This is a genomic window from Streptomyces sediminimaris, from assembly GCF_047049295.1.
Classification (GTDB): Bacteria; Actinomycetota; Actinomycetes; order Streptomycetales; family Streptomycetaceae; genus Streptomyces; species Streptomyces sediminimaris.
Genome location: NZ_JBJWOT010000001.1, coordinates 7,096,500 through 7,114,465, shown reverse-complemented (window position 1 = coordinate 7,114,465; position 17,966 = coordinate 7,096,500). Strand labels below are relative to the sequence as shown.

At 72.3% G+C, this 17,966-nt stretch carries 18 protein-coding genes; 9 read left to right on the top strand and 9 right to left on the bottom strand.

The window, feature by feature from the left end:
* Positions 1–276: 276 nt before the first annotated feature.
* Complete coding sequence (locus tag ACJ9NR_RS32585) at positions 277–942, bottom strand: ANTAR domain-containing protein (RefSeq protein ID WP_412491850.1); 666 nt, start codon at positions 940–942, stop codon at positions 277–279.
* Between the two features lie 160 nt (positions 943–1,102).
* Positions 1,103–1,633: a DinB family protein gene (locus tag ACJ9NR_RS32580; protein WP_412491105.1), complete on the bottom strand. Its 531-nt coding sequence runs from the start codon at positions 1,631–1,633 to the stop codon at positions 1,103–1,105.
* Positions 1,634–1,733: 100 nt separating this feature from the next.
* Between ACJ9NR_RS32580 and ACJ9NR_RS32575 the strand changes: the two genes are divergently transcribed.
* Complete coding sequence (locus ACJ9NR_RS32575) at positions 1,734–2,432, top strand: GNAT family N-acetyltransferase (RefSeq protein ID WP_412491106.1); 699 nt, start codon at positions 1,734–1,736, stop codon at positions 2,430–2,432.
* A gap of 212 nt (positions 2,433–2,644) precedes the next feature.
* Complete coding sequence (locus ACJ9NR_RS32570; RefSeq protein WP_412491107.1) at positions 2,645–3,127, top strand: hypothetical protein; 483 nt, start codon at positions 2,645–2,647, stop codon at positions 3,125–3,127.
* A 189-nt stretch (positions 3,128–3,316) separates the two neighbouring features.
* Here ACJ9NR_RS32570 and ACJ9NR_RS32565 read toward each other — a convergent pair whose 3' ends face one another.
* The 3 genes from ACJ9NR_RS32565 to ACJ9NR_RS32555 form a co-directional block, all read right to left on the bottom strand.
* On the bottom strand, positions 3,317–4,204 hold the full coding sequence (locus tag ACJ9NR_RS32565) for a GNAT family N-acetyltransferase (protein WP_412491108.1): 888 nt from the start codon (positions 4,202–4,204) through the stop codon (positions 3,317–3,319).
* Between the two features lie 285 nt (positions 4,205–4,489).
* Positions 4,490–4,870, bottom strand: coding sequence for a VOC family protein (locus ACJ9NR_RS32560; protein WP_412491109.1), 381 nt, complete (start codon positions 4,868–4,870; stop codon positions 4,490–4,492).
* Positions 4,871–5,400: 530 nt separating this feature from the next.
* Complete coding sequence (locus ACJ9NR_RS32555; RefSeq protein ID WP_412491110.1) at positions 5,401–5,622, bottom strand: hypothetical protein; 222 nt, start codon at positions 5,620–5,622, stop codon at positions 5,401–5,403.
* Positions 5,623–5,850: 228 nt separating this feature from the next.
* On the opposite strand from ACJ9NR_RS32555, the gene ACJ9NR_RS32550 reads away from it, so the two are divergent.
* The 3 genes from ACJ9NR_RS32550 (at position 5,851) to ACJ9NR_RS32540 (ending at position 8,540) form a co-directional block, all read left to right on the top strand.
* Complete coding sequence (locus tag ACJ9NR_RS32550; protein WP_412491111.1) at positions 5,851–6,873, top strand: DNA-directed RNA polymerase subunit alpha; 1,023 nt, start codon at positions 5,851–5,853, stop codon at positions 6,871–6,873.
* A 263-nt stretch (positions 6,874–7,136) separates the two neighbouring features.
* Positions 7,137–7,361: a hypothetical protein gene (locus ACJ9NR_RS32545; protein ID WP_412491112.1), complete on the top strand. Its 225-nt coding sequence runs from the start codon at positions 7,137–7,139 to the stop codon at positions 7,359–7,361.
* 141 nt (positions 7,362–7,502) lie between these two features.
* The gene (locus tag ACJ9NR_RS32540; RefSeq protein WP_412512747.1) at positions 7,503–8,540 is read left to right on the top strand and encodes a DUF2332 domain-containing protein; all 1,038 of its coding nucleotides are present in this window, start codon (positions 7,503–7,505) and stop codon (positions 8,538–8,540) included.
* 463 nt (positions 8,541–9,003) lie between these two features.
* Here ACJ9NR_RS32540 and ACJ9NR_RS32535 read toward each other — a convergent pair whose 3' ends face one another.
* The 3 genes from ACJ9NR_RS32535 to ACJ9NR_RS32525 all read right to left on the bottom strand — a co-directional run bounded on the left by ACJ9NR_RS32535 (position 9,004) and on the right by ACJ9NR_RS32525 (position 11,580).
* The gene (locus tag ACJ9NR_RS32535; RefSeq protein WP_412491114.1) at positions 9,004–9,642 is read right to left on the bottom strand and encodes a GOLPH3/VPS74 family protein; all 639 of its coding nucleotides are present in this window, start codon (positions 9,640–9,642) and stop codon (positions 9,004–9,006) included.
* A gap of 112 nt (positions 9,643–9,754) precedes the next feature.
* Positions 9,755–10,414 (bottom strand): response regulator, encoded by a 660-nt coding sequence (locus ACJ9NR_RS32530; protein WP_412491851.1) that lies wholly within the window; start codon positions 10,412–10,414, stop codon positions 9,755–9,757.
* Entirely contained in the window at positions 10,414–11,580 is a 1,167-nt protein-coding gene (locus ACJ9NR_RS32525) for a sensor histidine kinase (RefSeq protein ID WP_412491115.1), read from the bottom strand. Before ACJ9NR_RS32525 ends, ACJ9NR_RS32530 begins: the two co-directional genes overlap by 1 nt.
* A 456-nt stretch (positions 11,581–12,036) precedes the next feature.
* On the opposite strand from ACJ9NR_RS32525, the gene ACJ9NR_RS32520 reads away from it, so the two are divergent.
* Positions 12,037–12,849: a thioesterase family protein gene (locus ACJ9NR_RS32520; RefSeq protein WP_412491116.1), complete on the top strand. Its 813-nt coding sequence runs from the start codon at positions 12,037–12,039 to the stop codon at positions 12,847–12,849.
* A 351-nt stretch (positions 12,850–13,200) separates the two neighbouring features.
* Here the strand turns inward: ACJ9NR_RS32520 and ACJ9NR_RS32515 are convergent, their stop codons facing one another.
* The gene (locus tag ACJ9NR_RS32515) at positions 13,201–14,211 is read right to left on the bottom strand and encodes a LacI family DNA-binding transcriptional regulator (protein WP_412491117.1); all 1,011 of its coding nucleotides are present in this window, start codon (positions 14,209–14,211) and stop codon (positions 13,201–13,203) included.
* Between the two features lie 336 nt (positions 14,212–14,547).
* Here ACJ9NR_RS32515 and ACJ9NR_RS32510 point away from each other — a divergent pair, with 336 nt between their 5' ends.
* From ACJ9NR_RS32510 to ACJ9NR_RS32500, 3 genes are all read left to right on the top strand, one after another.
* Entirely contained in the window at positions 14,548–15,855 is a 1,308-nt protein-coding gene (locus tag ACJ9NR_RS32510) for an ABC transporter substrate-binding protein (protein ID WP_412491118.1), read from the top strand.
* A 91-nt stretch (positions 15,856–15,946) separates the two neighbouring features.
* Entirely contained in the window at positions 15,947–16,939 is a 993-nt protein-coding gene (locus ACJ9NR_RS32505) for a carbohydrate ABC transporter permease (protein WP_412491119.1), read from the top strand.
* A 12-nt stretch (positions 16,940–16,951) separates the two neighbouring features.
* Positions 16,952–17,872 carry a carbohydrate ABC transporter permease gene (locus ACJ9NR_RS32500; RefSeq protein ID WP_412491120.1) on the top strand — a complete coding sequence of 307 codons (921 nt, stop codon included), beginning with the start codon at positions 16,952–16,954 and terminating at the stop codon, positions 17,870–17,872.
* Positions 17,873–17,966: the final 94 nt, after the last annotated feature.

The window sequence follows — 17,966 nt, the reverse complement described above, 5'->3', positions numbered from 1 at the left end:
CCCGCAGGAAGCGGGGCGTCTTTCCTTGGACCACCAACGCCACACCGGCCCACCGTGGTTGCGGCGACCAGCTCGTGATCGATCTTAGCGTACATATGACCGCCGCGAAGCCGCCGCACGGGCAACGGACCGGGGCCGGCCCCGACCGGCGGTCGCCCTTCGGCTGCCGGCTGCGACCGCTTCGACAGGGGCGGCACGGCGTGGGGACTTCCACGGCGTTCGCCATCGCCTCGGGGGTCAGGCGGAAGGTCTCGGGGCAGGCGCCGGGCCGGATGGTCAGGCCGGATCGGTGCGTCCGGCACGGATCCGCTGCGCGACGTCGCGGAGCTTGACGTTGTGGTTCTGGGAGATGCGGCGCAGCACGTCGAAGGCGTCGTCCTCGCTCAGGCCGTGGCGTTCCATGAGGATGCCCATGGCCTCGCCGATGGCGTGCCGGGTCTCCATGCCGTGCTGGAGCTGGTCGATGGTGCGGGCGTCGGCCAGGGCGACGGCGGCGTGCGAGGCCAGCAGCCAGCCGGCGGTCTCTATGTCCTCGCCGAAGGCGCCGGGGCGGCGCGCGTACAGGTTCAGCGCCCCGAAGTCGTCGTTGTCGGTGTAGAGCAGTACCCCGGCCATGCTGCCGACGCCCAGCTCGCGGGCCGCGACCGCGAAGCGCTGCCAGGACGGGTGGGGCTGGGTCAGGTCCGCGATGCGGTAGACGCGTGCGCCGTTCTTGCGGCGGGCCAGGTCGTAGCAGGGCCCCTCCCCCAGCTCGCCCTGGATGCGGTCGGATTCGGAGACCATGGTTCCGCAGGCGGCGAGGGTGACAGCGCGGCCCTTGCGCACCGCCAGGATGCCGGCCTCGTCGCAGCTCTCCACCAGTTCGACGGCCGCCGCGGCGATCGTGTCGAGCGTCGCCTGGACCGACTCCTGGTCCAGGAGTTTCCGTGCCAGGTCCGCCATCTGCTCGGCGTACGCACGCCACTCCACCGCCACCACCTGCCTCCATCACGGGGTGCCGTCACCGTACCCCCCGGTCCGTCCCCGCCCCGGTCCGTCCCCACCCCGGTCCGTCCCCACCCCGGTCCGGCGCCTCCCGGACGCCCGCCGGTGCCGGAGCCGGCTACAGGCCGTCGATGACGAGATAGCCGTCGACGCGCCGTACGAGGTCGCAGTCGGGGTCCGGTGGGAGTGCGTGGCCGAGGTCGTTGGTGCGGACCTCGCTGATCCACTGGTCGTGCTGGTACTCGTGGTTGATCAGGGTGGTGAGCAAGTGTCCGGCGACGATGGCGAGTTGGGCGGGGGCGCCGACCCGGCCCACGGCGATGTCGCCCATACGGGCGTGCACGCGTTCGGCGACGGTGGTGCGGAAGTCGGTGAGGCGGCGGATCGTGGGCAGGGCTCCGCGGAAGCGCTCGGGGTTCGCCGAGTCCATCAGGGCGTCCAGCTCAGGGTCCGGGCTCGGTTCGGCCGCCGTGAGGTTGCGGATCATGAAGTGCGCGACGTGCGCCTGGTGGCCGAGGTGCCAGCCGATGGCGCTGGAGTTCTCGTGCGGGCGCCAGGTCACCTCGTCCGGGCTGAGGTCCTTCCACAGGTCGTCCGTGTAGGCACGCGCGCGGTCGTACTCGCGCAGCAGTGCTTCCATCTCGTGCATGCGGTAAACCGTACCGGCAGCCTCCGCCACCGGGCCGGCGGAAGACCTCCGGCCCTCCCCGAGAGGCTCGACCGGCACAGCGGAAAGGCGTACTGCGGCGATGAACGGCGATGTCCATGTCCTGTCACTCGACGACCCGGTGGGCGAGTCACTGCGCGGGCACCACTGCCCGCTCGGCCGCCGGCTCGGCCGGGCCGCCGCCTACCTGCCGGAGGTCGCGACCTTCTGCGCGGTCTCCGCCGATCCGGGCCCGGCGGACTGGGCGGACCTGGCGCGGCTCCTCGGGCCGGGCGGGTTCGCGGACATGTTCAGCTCCCCGGCGGTCCCGCCGCCGGACTGGGAGCAGGTGTTCGTCCTCGAAGGCCGGCAGATGGTCCTGCCGGACGGCAGCGGGCCCGGTCAGGCCGACGTCTCCGATGTGGTCGAGTTGGGCGCCTCCGACGGGCCCGACATGCTCGCGCTCGTGGCCCGGACCCGGCCGGGTCCCTTCCGGCCGCGCACCCATGAACTCGGCACCTACCTCGGCATCCGCGACAGCGGCAGGCTGGTGGCCATGGCGGGAGAGCGGCTGCGGCCCCCGGGGTGGGCCGAGATCAGTGCCGTCTGCACGGCTCCCGAGGCACGCGGCAAGGGGCACGCCGCCCGGCTGGTGGGTGCGCTCGTCGCGCGCGTCCTGGCGCGGGACGAACGCCCCTTTCTGCATGTGGCCGAGGCGAACACCGGCGCGATCACGCTCTACGAACGGCTCGGCTTCGAGACCCGGAAGCCGGTGAGGTTCCAGGGCTTCCGCACGCCCTGACCGCTCCGGCGGCTGTGGCAGGCGCGGCGGACGAACTCCCCGATCACCGTCCTCCCCGGCACCCGCACCGTCCTCGTCACCAGGTGTACGGTCCCCTCCACCGCCCGTACCGGCGGGAGCCGGCGGACGACGCCGATCGGCCGGGCTCCGCGTTGCGGCCCCCGAACGCTCGTACTTGACTTGGCCGAGGGAACGAGAGCCAAGGAGGCACCATGGCGCGCTACCCGATGCGGTGGACGGCGTGTGCTGTGCTGGCCGCCGTCGTGGGTGCCGGCCTGACCGGCTGCTCGGGCGACAGCAACAACCCCACGTCCTCCGCCAGCAAGGCGGCCTCGGCCGCGTCCTCGCTCGCCTCGCGCGGCGCTGAGGCGCTGGCGTCGGCGACCGCATCCGCCGGCCGGAAGCTGGACGAGGTGAAGGGCGGCATCGACGCCAAGGACGCGGTACGGCTGGGCACGCCGACGACGGACAACGGGCGGGCGACCGTGAAGGTGACCGCCGAGAACTCGGCCTCCTCCACCAAGTCCTTCCTCGTCCAGGTCAATTTCCGGGACTCAGGCGGCAATCTGCTCGACACGGTCCTCGTCACGGTGTCGGACGTCGCGGCGGGCAAGTCCGGCGAGGCGACGGCCCGCAGCAACCGTTCGCTGTCCGGCCAGGTGAAGGCCGAGGTGGCGCGGGCGCTGCGATACTGACGGACCGCTGCGGCGGAGGGGCCGTCCGTCCTGCCGTCGGCGAACCCTCCCCCGAGGGGCGCCCGGTTCGCGACGTGATGCGCGAGGCCCGGCAGAGCGCGCACGGACTGGGCGTCGTCGCCCGGACCCCGCCGACGCGGAGCCCAAGGAGCCCCGGTCCCGATGACCGTGATCCGGACGCCGCGATCGTCACGCCGTGACGCCCGTCGGGCTGCTGACCTGGGAGAACCTGTAGCCGGTGAAGTCGGCGACCGGGACGTAGCCGATGCGCTGGTAGAGAGCGTTGCTGGTGGGGTTGTCGGGGTTGGTGAACAGGACGACGTCGCTCGCGCCGGCGTCCAGCGCGGCCCGGCTGACCTCGACGGTGACGGCGCCGGCGTAGCCCCGAGCGCGCAGGCGGGCCGGGGTGTAGACGGGGTCGACCCGGATCATCCGGCCGACCATCGATGTCGAGCCTGCCATGGAGACCGGGGTGCCGTCCGGGGTCTCCCAGAACGTGAAGTGCTTGTCGGCGAAGCGCGAGACGGCCCATGCGTCGGCGTCCATGGAGGGGGCTTCTCCGACCTCGGCGACGAACTCGCCGCAGAACCGGACGACTTGGTCGTGGTCCCGCTCGCCCGCCGCCCGCCCGCGGCCCGCTGGGCGCGGCCGTGGTGGCGTGAGGGCGCCGAGCCGGTGGAGACGCCCCCACCAGTGGGCCTGCGACGCCACACCCGCGTGCCGCTGCCAGGCCTCGGCGAACGCGGTGGCGGTGTCGTGATCCGCGGTGACGCCCGCGAGGGTGCGGCCGATGCCGGTCAGGTGGGCGGCGAGGGTGTCGGCCTGCCCGGGGCGGAGGGGGGTGAGGGTCACGCGCCGGGTCGCAAGGCGGTGGAAGGCGGCGCGGACCTCGCCGGCCACCTCCAGATGGCCGAAGAGAGGGGGCTCGGGGCCGAAGGCGTCCGGCCCGCGTGTACGCAGTTTCTCGACCGTCGTCAGCTGCGTGGTGTGCAGGGCGGGGCGCGACCGCAGGAAGTCCCCGGCCCGGTCGAGGAACGCGTGGACGTCTTCGGTGAGGTGCCAGTCAGCCGGGTGCATGCTTCATGATGGCCGACCGGGCCTTCGGGCAACAGGCGCCCCGGGCCGTGCCGGGGGCCACGGTCCGTCGGAGCGGTGTCAGGCGGGCAACCTCGGAACGGGCCGGGGTGGGCGCCTCGGAGCAGGTCGCGGCAGGCGCGGAGCAGGCCGCGGCGGGCACCGCGGAGCAGGCCGAGGCAGGCACCGCGGAGCAGGCCGAGGCAGGCACCGCGGAGCAGGCCGAGGCAGGCAACCTCGGAACGGGCGGAGGCGGGCAAGACCTCGGAACGGGTCGAGGCGGGCTCCTCAGAGCGGGCTGAGGCGGCCCTTGAGGAGGCAGAACTCGTTTCCCTCGGGATCGGCGAGGACGTGCCACTGCTCCTCGCCGGTCTGGCCGATGTCGGCCGGGCGCGCCCCGAGCCGCAGGAGGCGTTCGAGTTCGGCGTCCTGATCGCGGTCGGTGGGGTTGACGTCGATGTGCAGCCGGGACTTCCCCGGTTCCGGCTCGTCCCTGCGGCTGAGGATGATCGTCGGCTGCGGGCCGCCGAACCCCTCACGCGGCCCGATCTCGAGTGTGCCGTCGTCCTCGCGGTCGAGCACGACGAAGTCCAGGACCTCGCACCAGAACCGCGCCAGTACCTCCGGGTCACGGCAACCGAGCACGAGCTCACCGATACGACATGCCATGGACGAAACCTGCTCTCAGCGTGGGAACGGCCGGACCGGCCGCGCACGGAGCGCTCTCGGGCTCCCCGCGGCGGGCACACTCCCGAGACCGTAGCGGGCGGGGTGATCCACCGCGAAGCCTTTTTCGGCTCCCCGCCTCACCCGGCCGGGCCCTGACGGGTCGGGCCCGGCCACCGCGCGGTCACCAAGGGGGTGTGGGCTCCTGGAGATCGCGGTGGCCCTGGGCCACGGCGTCAACCCCGCCGCCCGTGGGCACGCGACGCTCCCGCCGGGACCGGGAAGCTAGGCCGCCCTGGATCGCGCGGCACGCGGGCGCGAGGCGGGCTCCTGCGCGTCCTCGTGCGGGAAAGCCTCGTTCTCCCCGAAGTCCGGGGCCTGGAAGGGGTTGGTCGTCGGAGGCGGCGATGCGGTGGCGGCACCGCGGGGTAGCCCTTCCGGGGCGGAGAACAGCGAGGTCGTTTCGATGAGAGGTCTCCCTTTGGTTACAGATCCCGGAGCGGGCCTGGTGTGCCGTGACCGGGCACAGCGGTCTACAGCTTGGTCATCTTGGCGTACGGGTTCAGGATCCGCATCTGAGTGGAGCCGAAATCCACGAGCACCGCGATTCCGTCCTCGACACCGATCACCCGGCCGAGGCCGTAGACGTCATGAGTGACCTGGTCACCCATGGCGAAGTGCTTGGGAGCCGGGACGACCGGAGCCTTGAAGGGGCTGGTGGGCAGATGGCGCTTCGGTGCAGCAGGCTTTGTCATTGCGCACAGTATGCGCCTACGAAGCGGCGCAGGAGTAGTCGAGCGCCCCACCGACCTCTCCAGCGGGAGCCGGGCGGCGGGACCGCAGACGGACCGCAGACGGACCGCAGTCGGGCCGCAGTCGGACGGCATAGGGCGGTTCGGCGTCGAAGAAGTCCGAACCGCCCGTACCCTTCATGGTGTCTACAGCGTCACATAGCGGGCGCCAAACACTGGAGGCAATACCTCGTGCTGATCGCTCAGCGTCCGTCACTGACCGAAGAGGTCGTCGACGAGTTCCGGTCCCGGTTCGTGATCGAGCCGCTGGAGCCGGGCTTCGGTTACACCCTCGGCAACTCCCTGCGCCGTACCCTGCTGTCCTCGATCCCGGGTGCGGCGGTCACGTCCATCCGCATCGACGGTGTGCTGCACGAGTTCACCACCGTGCCGGGCGTCAAGGAGGACGTCACCGACCTGATCCTCAACATCAAGCAGCTGGTCGTGTCCTCCGAGCACGACGAGCCCGTGGTGATGTACCTGCGCAAGCAGGGTCCGGGTCTGGTCACCGCCGCCGACATCGCGCCCCCGGCCGGTGTCGAGGTGCACAACCCCGACCTGGTCCTGGCCACGCTCAACGGCAAGGGCAAGCTGGAGATGGAGCTGACGGTCGAGCGCGGCCGCGGTTACGTCTCCGCCGTGCAGAACAAGCAGGTGGGCCAGGAGATCGGCCGTATCCCGGTGGACTCCATCTACTCGCCGGTGCTGAAGGTCACGTACAAGGTCGAGGCGACCCGTGTCGAGCAGCGCACCGACTTCGACAAGCTGGTCGTCGACGTCGAGACCAAGCAGGCGATGCGTCCGCGTGACGCCATGGCCTCGGCCGGCAAGACCCTGGTGGAGCTGTTCGGTCTCGCGCGCGAGCTGAACATCGACGCCGAGGGCATCGACATGGGCCCGTCCCCCACGGACGCCGCCCTGGCCGCCGACATGGCGCTGCCGATCGAGGAACTGGAACTGACGGTCCGCTCCTACAACTGCCTCAAGCGCGAGGGCGTCCACTCGGTGGGCGAGCTCCTGGCGCGTTCCGAGGCCGACCTGCTCGACATCCGCAACTTCGGTGCGAAGTCGATCGACGAGGTCAAGGCGAAGCTGGCCGGCCTGGGCCTGGCCCTGAAGGACAGCCCGCCCGGGTTCGACCCGACCGCCGCCGTGGACGCGTTCGACGCGGACGACAACGCGAGCACGGGCTTCATGGAGACCGAGCAGTACTGAGTGCCGCGCCGCGCCGGGGCGCACGGGAGCCGGTGCGGCGGACGCCCGCGCCCCGAGCGTGATCGGGCCGGTGCTCCGCCGCGTGGACCAGCCCTCTCGCACAGATCAGCTCTATCGCACAGATCAGCCCTCTCGGGGATCGCTCCGAGGGGGCTGTTCCACGACGGACCGACGGCCCGCCGTGCGCGATCTCCGCACCGGCGGGACGGGCGCCGATGACCGGCTGGAATGCGGGGCCGCGGGGCTCGGATGATCCTGAAGGCATGGCCGGACCCATTCGCGTCATCGTGCATCCGCCGTCGCCCACCGGCGGCAGGCGTGTGCGCGTGGACGGCGAGATCCTCGGCCTGGCGCACAACGTGGCCGAGGTCGCGGAGTTCCTCCGCCGGGCCGGACTGGAGATCGATCCGGCCGAGGTGGCAGGGGTGGCGTGGATCGACTGGCGCGGGGTAGGGCCCGAGCGCTGGGGTCCGGAGACCAGCGGCTGACCACCGCAGAGGGTTCCTCACACGTCGAGGCGGCCTCGCGAGACCGGACTGCCAGGAGACCGGACTGCCAGAAGACCGGACTTCCAGGACCAACCGTGAGAGGGCGTCGTATCCGTGGGGAAAGCCCGCACACTGCAGCAGGTGTACCGGCACTTCGGCGAGGTGGACGCCGCCGAGGCGTCGCCGCTGTACGAGCGCGTCGCGGTCGCCCTGAGCGAGTCCGAGGAGGCGCTGCGCGCGATCGAGGCGGTGCCGGCGCGCAGACGGCACCCCGCCGTGGTCCTCGCCGCGCTGCACGACCTCGCCCTCGCCGGACGGGCCCCGGCGCTTGCCGCCGCCTATGCGGCCGGGAACGGCGACGCCGCCGCCGGCGCGGCGATCGACACGCTGGTGCGCAGCACGGACGAGGTCACGGCCGTCGCCGTCCGGCGCAGGCCGCGGGCCGACGAGACCGGGCGCTGCGCCGTGCTGTACCCGGCCCTCGCCGAGGCGGCGCGTCGGGTGGGCGCGGACACGGTCGGGCTGATCGATGTGGGGTGTTCGGCCGGCTTCAATCTGAGCGTCGATCGCGTCGGCATCGCCTACGGTGACGGGCGGGTGCTGGGTGACGCGTCGTCGCCCGTGCGGTTCTCGGCCTCGGTCGTGGGGGAACGGCCCGTCCCGGAGCGGGCGATGCCCGAGGTGGTGGCCCGCATCGGCGTCGATGCCGACCCGGTCGACGTGACCGACCCGGACGACGCCCGCTGGCTGCGCGCATGTCTCCCGCCGGACCGGCCGGAGCGGGCCGCGCGGCTGGCGGCGGAGTCGGCGCTGGCGGCGACGGCTCCGCCGCTGCTGCTGGCGGGCGACGCCGTCGAACTGCTGCCCGAGGCGCTGGCCCGGGTGCCCCCGGAAGCGCTGCCGGTCGTCACCACGACCTGGGCGCTGTCGCGGCTGCCGCTCGAGAAGCGGCTGCGCTTCCTGCAGCGCCTCGACGCCGCGGCGACCGAGCGGCCGGTGGCGTGGGTGTCGGTGGAGGGCGTCGGCGTCGCTCCGGCGGTCCCGACCATGGGCGATCGCCACGCCTCCGGCCACAGCATCGTCGGGGTGGCGGTGTTCGGGCACTCGGCCCTGCACGCGGAGGCCGTCGGCCGCTGCTGGTCGCGGGGGCGGCTGCTGGCGTGGCTGGCCGGCTCGTAGAAACGCGTCGGCGTCGAGCGGGCCGGCCCCACGCCTGCGTGCCGTGACGGCTCACCGGCCGAGTCGGCGAGCCCTCGGCCGGTCCGTCCTGACGGTCACCCGGGGACGACACCCTCCCGGTGGGTCACTCGCCCGAAGGCGCGCTCTCCTGATGGGTCACCCGAGGGCGCCCTCCCGGTGGCTCACCCGAAGGCGCCCTCCCGGTGGGTCGCCCGAGGCCCTTCCAGGACGTGCGGTGGTGGCGGGTCATGTCGTACGGGTGGGGACGACGCGGTCCGGTGCCGGGGACTGCACCGTGTGCCGGGACCAGTGCGATGCCGACGGGCCGTCGGGGTCGTCCGTGCGGGCGAAGCGGCCAAGCCGTCGCGAGGACGGCGGTCAGGCCGTCGCGAGGACGGCGGCCAGGGCACAGCCCAGGGTGGTCGGGGCGCGGTGCGTGGTCATCGTCTCCCGGTTCGTCGGGTCAGCTGCCGCCCATGCCGCCCTGGGCGGCGATCATGGTGGTCGGCAGGTCGCGTACTGCTTTCTCCAGGCCGGGCGCGAGTGCGGCGAGGGATGCCGTGCAGGCGTCGATGCGGGCGCGGTAGGTCTTCCGGTCCTGCCGGGAGGCGACCGGAGGGACGCCGCCCGCCGCGGCCAGCGCCAGCAGCGCGGCGTCGGAGGCGGGCAGGTCCCGCACGGGACCGTCGCCGTGCAGCGCGGCGGACACCCGGGCGTGCAGGGCGGCGGTCACGGTCCGGTCCGTCACGGTCGGGCGCCGGGTGCCGAAGGGGGTGCGGGGCTCCTTCACGGTCAGCACGCCCGCCGCGGCGAGCCGGTCCTCCACCTCCGCCAGGGTCCGCCTGCGGTGGGTGCGTACGAGGTGCTTCCAGCCGTGCCCGGCGGTGGCGTCACGCAGCATGCCGTCCAGGACGGGGTTGCCGGTCGGTCCGGTACCGGAGACGGTGACCGTGCCGTCGATCTCCCTGAGCCGGCCGCGCAGCGCGAGGTCGATCAGGGTGGCGGCGCGCAGCAGCAGCCGGGTCCGGGGACGGTCGTAGGGGCCTTCGGCCGCGTCGTCATGGGCGAGCAGATACATCAGGCTGGGCAGGTCGTCGATCACCCTTCGACGCTACGGCCGCGCACCCCGGCCGCGGATCGGCCATGGGAGCGGTCGGGCACTGGGAGCGCGGGAGGACCGCGGCCCGGCCTCCTCCCTGAGGAGGAGGCGGCCGTCAGGGACGGCGCGGCTCCACGAGGCCGTGGTCGTAGGCGGCGACGACGGCCTGCACGCGGTCGCGCAGGCCGAGTTTGCGCAGCACAGCGGTGACGTGGTTCTTGACGGTGGCCTCCGACAGACGCAGCCGGCCGGCGATCTCCGCGTTGGACAGGGCCTGCCCGATGAGGGTGAGCACCTCCCGCTCACGGCCGGAGAGGTCCTGCAGGGAGGGAGGCGGCGCCGGGTCGGGCGCGGTGCGCAGGAACCGGTCGAGGACGCGGCTGAGCGCGGTGGGCGCCAGCAGCGCGTCACCGCGCGCGGTGACGCGGATCGCGTCGACGAGTTCGGTGGGGCGGATGTCCTTGAGCAGGAAGCCGCTGGCCCCGGCCCGCAGGGCGCCGACCACGTGCGCGTCCACGTCCCACGTGGTCAGCACGAGCACCCGGGCCCGGCTGCCGTGCTCCACGATCCGCCGGGTCGCCTCGATGCCGTCCACGACGGGCATGCGTACGTCCATCAGCACCACGTCCGGCGCCAGGTCCCGGGTCAGCCGCACCGCCTCCTGGCCGTCGGAGGCCTCACCGACCACCTCGAGGTCGTCCCGGGCGTCGATGATCATACGGAATCCGGTACGGACCAGGGCCTGGTCGTCGGCCACCACCACGCGCAGCGTCATCACGCCCCCTCCACGGGCAGCCGCGCCGCCACTTCGAAACCGCCTCCGGGCAGCGGACCGGCGCGCAGGCTGCCGCCCACGAGCCGGGCGCGCTCCTTCATCCCCACCAGTCCTCGTCCCGCCGCCGCGGACGGACTTCCTTGTCCCGTACGGCCGTTGTCGGCCACCGTGATCTCCACGCAGTCCCCTTCGGCCGTCACCCGCACGCTCACCTCGTCGGCACCGGCAGCGTGGCGCAGGGTGTTGGTGAGGGCCTCCTGGACGATCCGGTACGCCGCCAGGTCCACCGCGGCCGGCAGCGGGCCGGTGGCGCCCTCGCGGTGCACGTGCACGGTGACGCCGGTGGCGCGCACGGTGTCGGCCAGCTCGTCCAGGCGTGCCAGCGAGGGCTGCCGCTCCGGTCGCTCCGCGGTATCGTCCCGGTCCGGCTCGGGCCGGAACGCCCGTAGCAGCAGGCGCAGTTCACCCAGCGCCGAGCGGGCGCCCGTCTCGATGGCCCGCAGCGCCTCGCGGGCCTGTTCGGGGCGATCGGTGAACACGTCCTCGGCGGCGCCCGCCTGAACGACCATCACCGACAAGGTGTGGGCGACGACGTCGTGCACCTCGCGCGCGATGCGCGCGCGTTCCTCCGTCACCGCCCGGCGCGCCTCCGCCCGTACGCGTGCCTGCTGCGCCCGGCGCCACTGCCCCGCGGTCCACGCCAGGACCACCGTCAGCAGATAGACGGCCAGGCCCGCGGGACCGCCCGCCCCGAAAGCCAGCGGCGCCGGCAGGCACATCGCGGCCAGCGGCCACACCGACACCCGCCGTGGCCGGGTCGCCGACAGCACGCACAAGGTGAGCTGCGCGGCGAGCAGGGCTCCCGTCAGGGAGACCGCGGGCAGCAGCGCCCACACGGCGAGCCCGGTCACCGCGTCCGCGGCCAGTACGGCGACCGGGTGGCGCGCCTGCCACCGCAGGACCCACGCCTGCGCCAGGACCAGGGCTCCGGCCACGGCCAGCCGCCGGCCGTGCTCCGCACCGGCCACGAGCACCGAGGTGCCGAGCACTCCGAGCACCAGACCGGCCGAACCCCACCACAGCGCCCGGGACGCCCGGGGCGACAGTTCGTCGTTCCCCGCCTCCCCGGCGGACACGTCGCCCGGCTGCCTGCTGCTGCGCTCCACGGCCCCGACCCTATCCAGCGGCAGCGGCCCGGCCGGGCCGCTCACGCCTGCCGCGGTCTCGTGGCGGGCTGACGGCCGGCTCGTGGGGGACTCTTGGGGGGTGTGGGGTGTTCGGCCTGGGGACGATCAGGAGTCGGATGTCCAGCTCGGATGTCCCGCGACGGAGTTCCCCGGGGTTGCGCACGACCCGGATGTGCTTGCTCCGCTCCCCCGCGACGTCGAACGCGAACACCGTCACGGTGACACCGCGCTGCCGGGTCGCCAGACCGGTCCTGCGGCCTCGGGCGACCGCGGGAACGGCTCCGTGACGTGCGCGGCTTCGTCCTGACTGCCGTATTCGCCACCCTGCACGGCGACAAAGTAATTGCATTGTGCACTTTCTCACGGGAACGAGACGGCCCGCTGCCGGTAACGTGCTCTCCAGCTGACGTAACGACGGCTCAGGAGAAACGGCCCGTGTCCCTCTCGACCCCGCCCTCGCCCGAGGGCAGCTACTTCGAGGCCATAGACGACCACCGCTACAAGCCGACGGCCCACGCCAGCGGGGCCTGGGACCCGGACGAGCAGCACTTCAGCCCGTTGGGCGGGCTGATCGTCCACGCCCTCGACCGTCATCGGGCGGCAGGACCGGACAACGGACTGCTGCTTTCCCGGATCAGCTACGACATCCTCGGCCGCCTCGCCCTCGACGAGTGCGCGATCGAGGTGGAGACCCTCCGCCCCGGCCGCACCATCGAACTCCTCGAAGCGGTCGTACGGATCGCCGGCCGTCCGGTCGTCCGGGCCCGTGCCTGGTATCTGGCCTCCCTGGACACCGCCGCGGTCGCGGGCGGCCCCGACGACCGGCTCGCCCCACCGGAGTCGCTCACCCGCTGGCGCATGTCCGAGTCCTGGCCCGGCGGCTACATCGCCTCCGTGGACGTCCGCCCGGTCGGACCGCCCCAGCCGGGCCGTACGACCGCCTGGGTCAGTACTCCCCTGAGCCTCGTCGCCGGCGCCGAGGTCAGCCCGCTCGCGTCCTACCTCGCCCTGGTCGACACCGCCAACGGCATCGCCGTGCGCGAGTCGCCCACCGCGTGGATGTTCCCCAACGTCGACCTCACCGTCCACCTCCACCGCCGGCCCCGCGGCCCCTGGACGGGTCTGGACACCACCGTCACCTTCGGCCCCACCGGCCAGGGCCTGACCAGCACGGTCCTGCACGACGTCCACGGCCCGGTCGGCCGCGCCGAGCAGATCCTGACGGTCCGCCCCCGGCCGGGAGCGTGACCGCCCACGGCGGAGCGCCGGCCGACGGACGACTCGGACGGCGGACCGGTCGGTCCATGTGCGAGCGATGGGAGCAATAGGAGCCCTCGCTGAAAGCGTCGGAGACGCGAGAAGATCGGCGTCTGCCGGTTCCCTCCCGCCTCCCGGTCGGCGGCCGATGACCCGGGACACGGCCAGTGCCCCGGCCACGGCCTCCGGCTCGGGCTCCGGCTCGGGCTCCGGCTCCGGCCACCGCCGGAGCCCGAGGCGACCGGGCGCCCTGATCGGCTCCAGCCGGGCGGTCGCCTCTTCGGTGCGGGGCGCTGCGCGGTCCGCCGCCGGCGGCACACCGTCCTGCGCCCAGCGGACCGCTCACGCCGACTCGCGCACCACCAGCTCCGTCGGCAGCATCAACTGCTGCCGGGCCGCGCCCTGTCGGGTGATCTCGCTGAGGATGCGGACCATCGTGCGGCCCAGTTCCTCCACGGGCTGACGCACCGTCGTCAGGGGCGGGTGGGCGTAGCGGGCGAGTGAGTCCTCGAAGCCGATGACGGCGACGTCGCCGGGGACCTGCCGTTGCCGGCGGCGCAGTTCTTCCAGGGCGCCGAGGGCCATGAGGTCGGAGGCGGCGAAGACGGCGTCCAGATCGGGTACGCGTTCAAGAAGCGAACGCATCGCCCGGCGGCCGCTCTCCCAGCTGAAGTCGCCCGTCTCGACCAGGAGTTGACTTGCGGGCACGCCCGCCTCGTGATGGGCGGTGCGCCAGCCCTCGAGCCGGCTGCGGCCGACGTCCATGTCCAGCGGCCCGGCGATCGTGGCGATCCTGGTGCGTCCGCCGGCGAGCAGGTGGCGGACCGCCTCCGCGGCCCCGCCGGCGTTGTCGGCGTGCACGTAGCTCAGCCGTTCGCCGACGTCGCGGCGGCCGGCCAGCACGGTGGGCAGGCCCATGGCCTCCAGCATCGCGGGCAGCGGGTCGTCGGCGTGCACGGAGACCAGCAGGACGCCGTCCACGCGGCGCGCCGCCACCGACTCGGTGAGCTGCTCCCGCTCGGCCTGGTCGCGGACGAGCATCAGCTGCAGTTGCGTCCGGTTGTCGGCGAGGGCCTCGCTGACGCCCCGGATCAGCGCGGCGAAGAACGGCTCCGAGCCGAGCCGGCTCGCCGATTCCGGGATGACCAGGGCCACCGCGTTGGTGCGGCTGGTGACGAGGCCGCGGGCGACCGTGTTGGGTACGTAGTTGAGCTCCTTGATCGCCGCCAGGACCCTGGCCCGCGCGTCGGCGCTGACCAGGTCGGAGCCGTTGACGACCCGGGAGACCGTCGTCCTGCCCACGCCCGCGCGGGCGGCGACCGTCTTGATCGTCGGACGGCGATTCCCAGCCATGCACTCCCCTCCCGGCAGCCGCGGCGGTGTCGGCCGCGCTGGTGACCAGCACCGATTCTTGCAGACGCCGCTGTGGGCCGGGCCCGGGCCGTCCGGGAAGCCGGGCCCCGCGCCGTCCGGGAAGAACGAGCGCGCGGGGCGTCCGATGTCCTTTCGTTGCTTTCAAGTCATTGACAGATCGGCTCGCTGCCGTGAGTCTGCCATGCATCGGTGGGAACGTGCCCACCTAATTTTTGGTCGTCGATGGGCACGTTCCCACCCACTCACCAGAGCCGCACTGGTCGCCGCAAAACGTGTCAATCCAGCACGTCCGCGTCGCCGCCTAGGAGGAGATCCATGAGCAGTCCCGTTTCGTTCGGCAGAAAGAGGCTGGCGTCAGCGCTCGCGGCCGTGGGTGTGCTGGCACTCGTCGCCGGCTGCAGCAGCGGCGGCTCGGTCACGGGCGGTGGCAAGAAGGACGGCAAGGTCACGATCACCATGGGCATGTTCGGGGTGATGGGCTTCAAGGAGTCGGGCCTGCTCGAGCAGTACGAGAAGGAGCACCCCAACGTCCGGATCAAGGCCGAGATAGCCGGCGACGAGCAGACCTACTACACCGCGCTGCAGACCCATCTCGCCGCCGGGAACGGCCTGAAGGACATCCAGGGCATCGAGGTCGGCCGGGCCAAGGAGATCACCGAGACGCAGGCCGACAAGTTCGCCGACTTCTCCCACATGGCGGGCACCGACCACTTCCTGCCCTGGAAGCAGTCCCAGATCACCACCAAGGACGGCAAGGTGCTGGGCCTGGGCACCGACGCCGGCCCGATGGCCGTGTGCTACCGCAAGGACTACTTCGCGAAGGCCGGCCTGCCCACCGACCGCGACGCGGTCGGCAAGCTGTGGGCGGGCGACTGGAAGAAGTACGTCGAGGTCGGCCGCACCTTCAAGAAGGACTTCAAGGGCGGCCACGTGTCGTACATGGACTCCGTCAGCGGCCTGTTCAACGCCATGGTCTACGGCTATCCCGAGCAGTACTACAACGAGAACGGCGACCTGATCTACGCCAAGAACCCCGCCGTCAAGCAGGCCTGGAACCTCGCCGCGGACGCCGCCGACGACGGGCTGAGCGCGAAGCTGCGCCAGTTCCAGCCCGGTTGGGACCCGGGCCTGGCCAACGGCACCTTCGCCACGGCGGTCTGCCCGGCCTGGATGCTGAGCCACATCAGCGAGAAGGCCGGGGAGAAGAACAAGGGCAAGTGGGACGTCGCCAAGGCCCCCAAGGGCGCCAACTGGGGCGGCTCCTTCCTCGGAGTGATGGAGAAGAGCCCGGTGAAGGCCGAGGCGCAGAAGCTCGTCGCCTGGCTGACCGCGCCGGAGCAGCAGGCGTACATCTTCAAGAAGCTGGGCAACTTCCCCTCCTCCCGCCAGGCGCTGGAGCGGGCCGACGTCAAGAACGTCACCTCCGCGTACTTCAGCAACGCGCCCATCGGCCAGATCTTCGGTGCGGCCGCGCAGGAGATCCCCGACAAGCAGGTCCTCGGCCGCAAGGACGGCACGATCAAGGACACCTTCACCCAGGGCCTGGCCCTGGTGGAGCAGGGCCAGTCGCGGGACAAGGCGTGGAAGACCACCGCGGAGCGCATCGACAAGGCGGTCGGCTGACCCTCGGGCTGTTCCACACCCCCGGGCGCGCCGCACCCTGCCGACGCGCCCGGGCCCCGGCTCAGACATCCGCTCTCAGGAAGGAACTCCGGTGGCCACCTCCACCACCAACGCCCTGGCCGGCGAGGAGCGTTCGGGCCCGCCCGCGAAGACCCCCGGCGACGGACGGGGCCGGCGCAGCGCGCTGCTGCACCGGCTGGACCTCAGGGGCGCGCCGTACGCGTTCGTCGCGCCGTTCTTCGTCGTCTTCGCCGCGTTCAGCTTCTACCCCCTCGTCTACACGGCGTGGATCTCCCTGCACCATGTGGAACTGGCCACCCTCAACTCCATGCAGTGGGTGGCGTTCGACAACTACGTCGAGCTGTTCAAGGACTCCAGGTTCTGGAACGCGCTGCAGAACACCATCACCATCGGCGTCATCTCCACGGTGCCGCAGCTGCTGATGGCGCTCGGCATGGCGCACCTGCTCAACTACCGGATGCGCGCCTCACTGTTCTTCCGCGTCGCGTCGCTGGTGCCCTACGCCACCTCGGTCGGCGCGGCGGCCCTGGTCTTCACCATGCTCTTCGAACGTGACTTCGGCATGATCAACTGGGTGCTCAGCTGGTTCGGCGTCCACCCGCTGGACTGGGAGGCCGACAAGTGGCCCGCCCAGGTGGCCATTTCCTCCATGGTGATCTGGCGCTGGACCGGCTACAACGCGCTGCTGTACCTGGCGGCGATGCAGGCCATCCCGGCCGAGCGGTACGAGGCGGCGTCCATCGACGGCGCCTCGCGGTGGAAGCAGTTCACCCATGTCACCGTGCCCGGGATCCGCTCCACGATCGTCTTCACCATCGTGCTCTCCACCATCGGCGCCACCCAGCTGTTCGGTGAGCCGCTGATCTTCGGCCAGGGGCCCAACGGGGTCACCGGCGGCGCGGACAACCAGTACCAGACGCTGGGTCTGCTGCTGTACGAGGAGGGCTGGAAGAACTACCGGATGGGCCGCGCGGCGACCGTCGCCTGGGCGATGTTCCTGCTGCTCATCCTCGTCTTCGCGGTGCAGCGCCTGATCCGGCGGCTGCGCCCCCGCACGCCCTGACCAGGAGCCGTCATGACCGTCAACTCCCTCCCGGTCCGCACGGACGCCCCGGTCCGGACCCCCGCCCCGAAAGCCTCCCGCGGCGGCCGCCGGCTGCTGCGGATGCGCGCCGGCCGCCAGCACCACGCGGGACCGCTCGCCTATGTCCTGCTCGCCGTGATGGCGCTGGTGTCGATCTTCCCGCTGTACTGGACGATGGTGGCGGCCTCCACGGACAACACCCGCGTCAGCCAGACCCCGCCGCCGTTCCTGCCCGGTCCCAACCTGTTCCACAACCTCGCCCGCGCGTGGGACGAGGCGGCGATGGGCAAGGCCATGATCAACAGCATGATCGTGGCCGGGGTCATCGCCCTGTCCACGGTGCTGTTCGCGACGCTGGCCGGCTTCGCCTTCGCCAAACTGCGGTTCAAGGGGCGCAACATCCTGCTCACCCTGGTGATCGGCACCATGATGGTGCCGCCCCAACTCGGCGTCGTACCGCTGTTCATGATGATGTCCGAGCTCGGCTGGGCGCAGCAGCTGCCCGCCGTCATCTTCCCCACGCTGGTGAGCGCGGTCGGGGTGTTCTTCATGCGGCAGTACCTCGCCGAGGCCCTGCCGGACGAGCTCGTCGAGGCCGCCCGCGTGGACGGCGCGCACTCGCTGCGGATCTTCTGGAGCATCGTGCTCCCGGTCGCTCGGCCCGCGATGGCCGTGCTGTTCATGATCACGTTCGTGCACGCCTGGAACGACTTCTTCTGGCCCTTCGTGGTGCTCGACATGACGAACCCGACCGTCCCGGTCGCCCTCACCCAGCTCAGCGCCGGCTATGTCCGCGACCAGTCACTGATCATGGCGGGCGCGCTGCTCGGCACCCTGCCGCTGCTGGCGATGTTCATCGTCTTCGGCCGCCAGATCGTCAGCGGGATCATGGCCGGCGCCGTCAAGGGCTGATCCCGGCCGGCCGGGGCCGGCCGGGTGCACGCCGGCCCGGCGCCCGGCCGCCGGGCTCCGCCCCTCCCCGTTTTCCCTCGACACACCTTTCGCG

What these genes read in the sequence shown, in the direction of transcription:
- ACJ9NR_RS32510 (WP_412491118.1), top strand. Translation starts at nt 14,548, where the DNA reads ATGAGCAGTCCCGTTTCGTTCGGCAGAAAGAGGCTGGCGTCAGCGCTC.
- ACJ9NR_RS32500 (WP_412491120.1), top strand. Translation starts at nt 16,952, where the DNA reads ATGACCGTCAACTCCCTCCCGGTCCGCACGGACGCCCCGGTCCGGACC.
- ACJ9NR_RS32580 (WP_412491105.1), bottom strand. Translation starts at nt 1,633, where the DNA reads ATGCACGAGATGGAAGCACTGCTGCGCGAGTACGACCGCGCGCGTGCC.
- ACJ9NR_RS32575 (WP_412491106.1), top strand. Translation starts at nt 1,734, where the DNA reads ATGAACGGCGATGTCCATGTCCTGTCACTCGACGACCCGGTGGGCGAG.
- ACJ9NR_RS32515 (WP_412491117.1), bottom strand. Translation starts at nt 14,211, where the DNA reads ATGGCTGGGAATCGCCGTCCGACGATCAAGACGGTCGCCGCCCGCGCG.
- ACJ9NR_RS32545 (WP_412491112.1), top strand. Translation starts at nt 7,137, where the DNA reads ATGGCCGGACCCATTCGCGTCATCGTGCATCCGCCGTCGCCCACCGGC.
- ACJ9NR_RS32555 (WP_412491110.1), bottom strand. Translation starts at nt 5,622, where the DNA reads ATGACAAAGCCTGCTGCACCGAAGCGCCATCTGCCCACCAGCCCCTTC.
- ACJ9NR_RS32530 (WP_412491851.1), bottom strand. Translation starts at nt 10,414, where the DNA reads ATGACGCTGCGCGTGGTGGTGGCCGACGACCAGGCCCTGGTCCGTACC.
- ACJ9NR_RS32565 (WP_412491108.1), bottom strand. Translation starts at nt 4,204, where the DNA reads ATGCACCCGGCTGACTGGCACCTCACCGAAGACGTCCACGCGTTCCTC.
- ACJ9NR_RS32585 (WP_412491850.1), bottom strand. Translation starts at nt 942, where the DNA reads ATGGCGGACCTGGCACGGAAACTCCTGGACCAGGAGTCGGTCCAGGCG.
- ACJ9NR_RS32570 (WP_412491107.1), top strand. Translation starts at nt 2,645, where the DNA reads ATGGCGCGCTACCCGATGCGGTGGACGGCGTGTGCTGTGCTGGCCGCC.
- ACJ9NR_RS32560 (WP_412491109.1), bottom strand. Translation starts at nt 4,870, where the DNA reads ATGGCATGTCGTATCGGTGAGCTCGTGCTCGGTTGCCGTGACCCGGAG.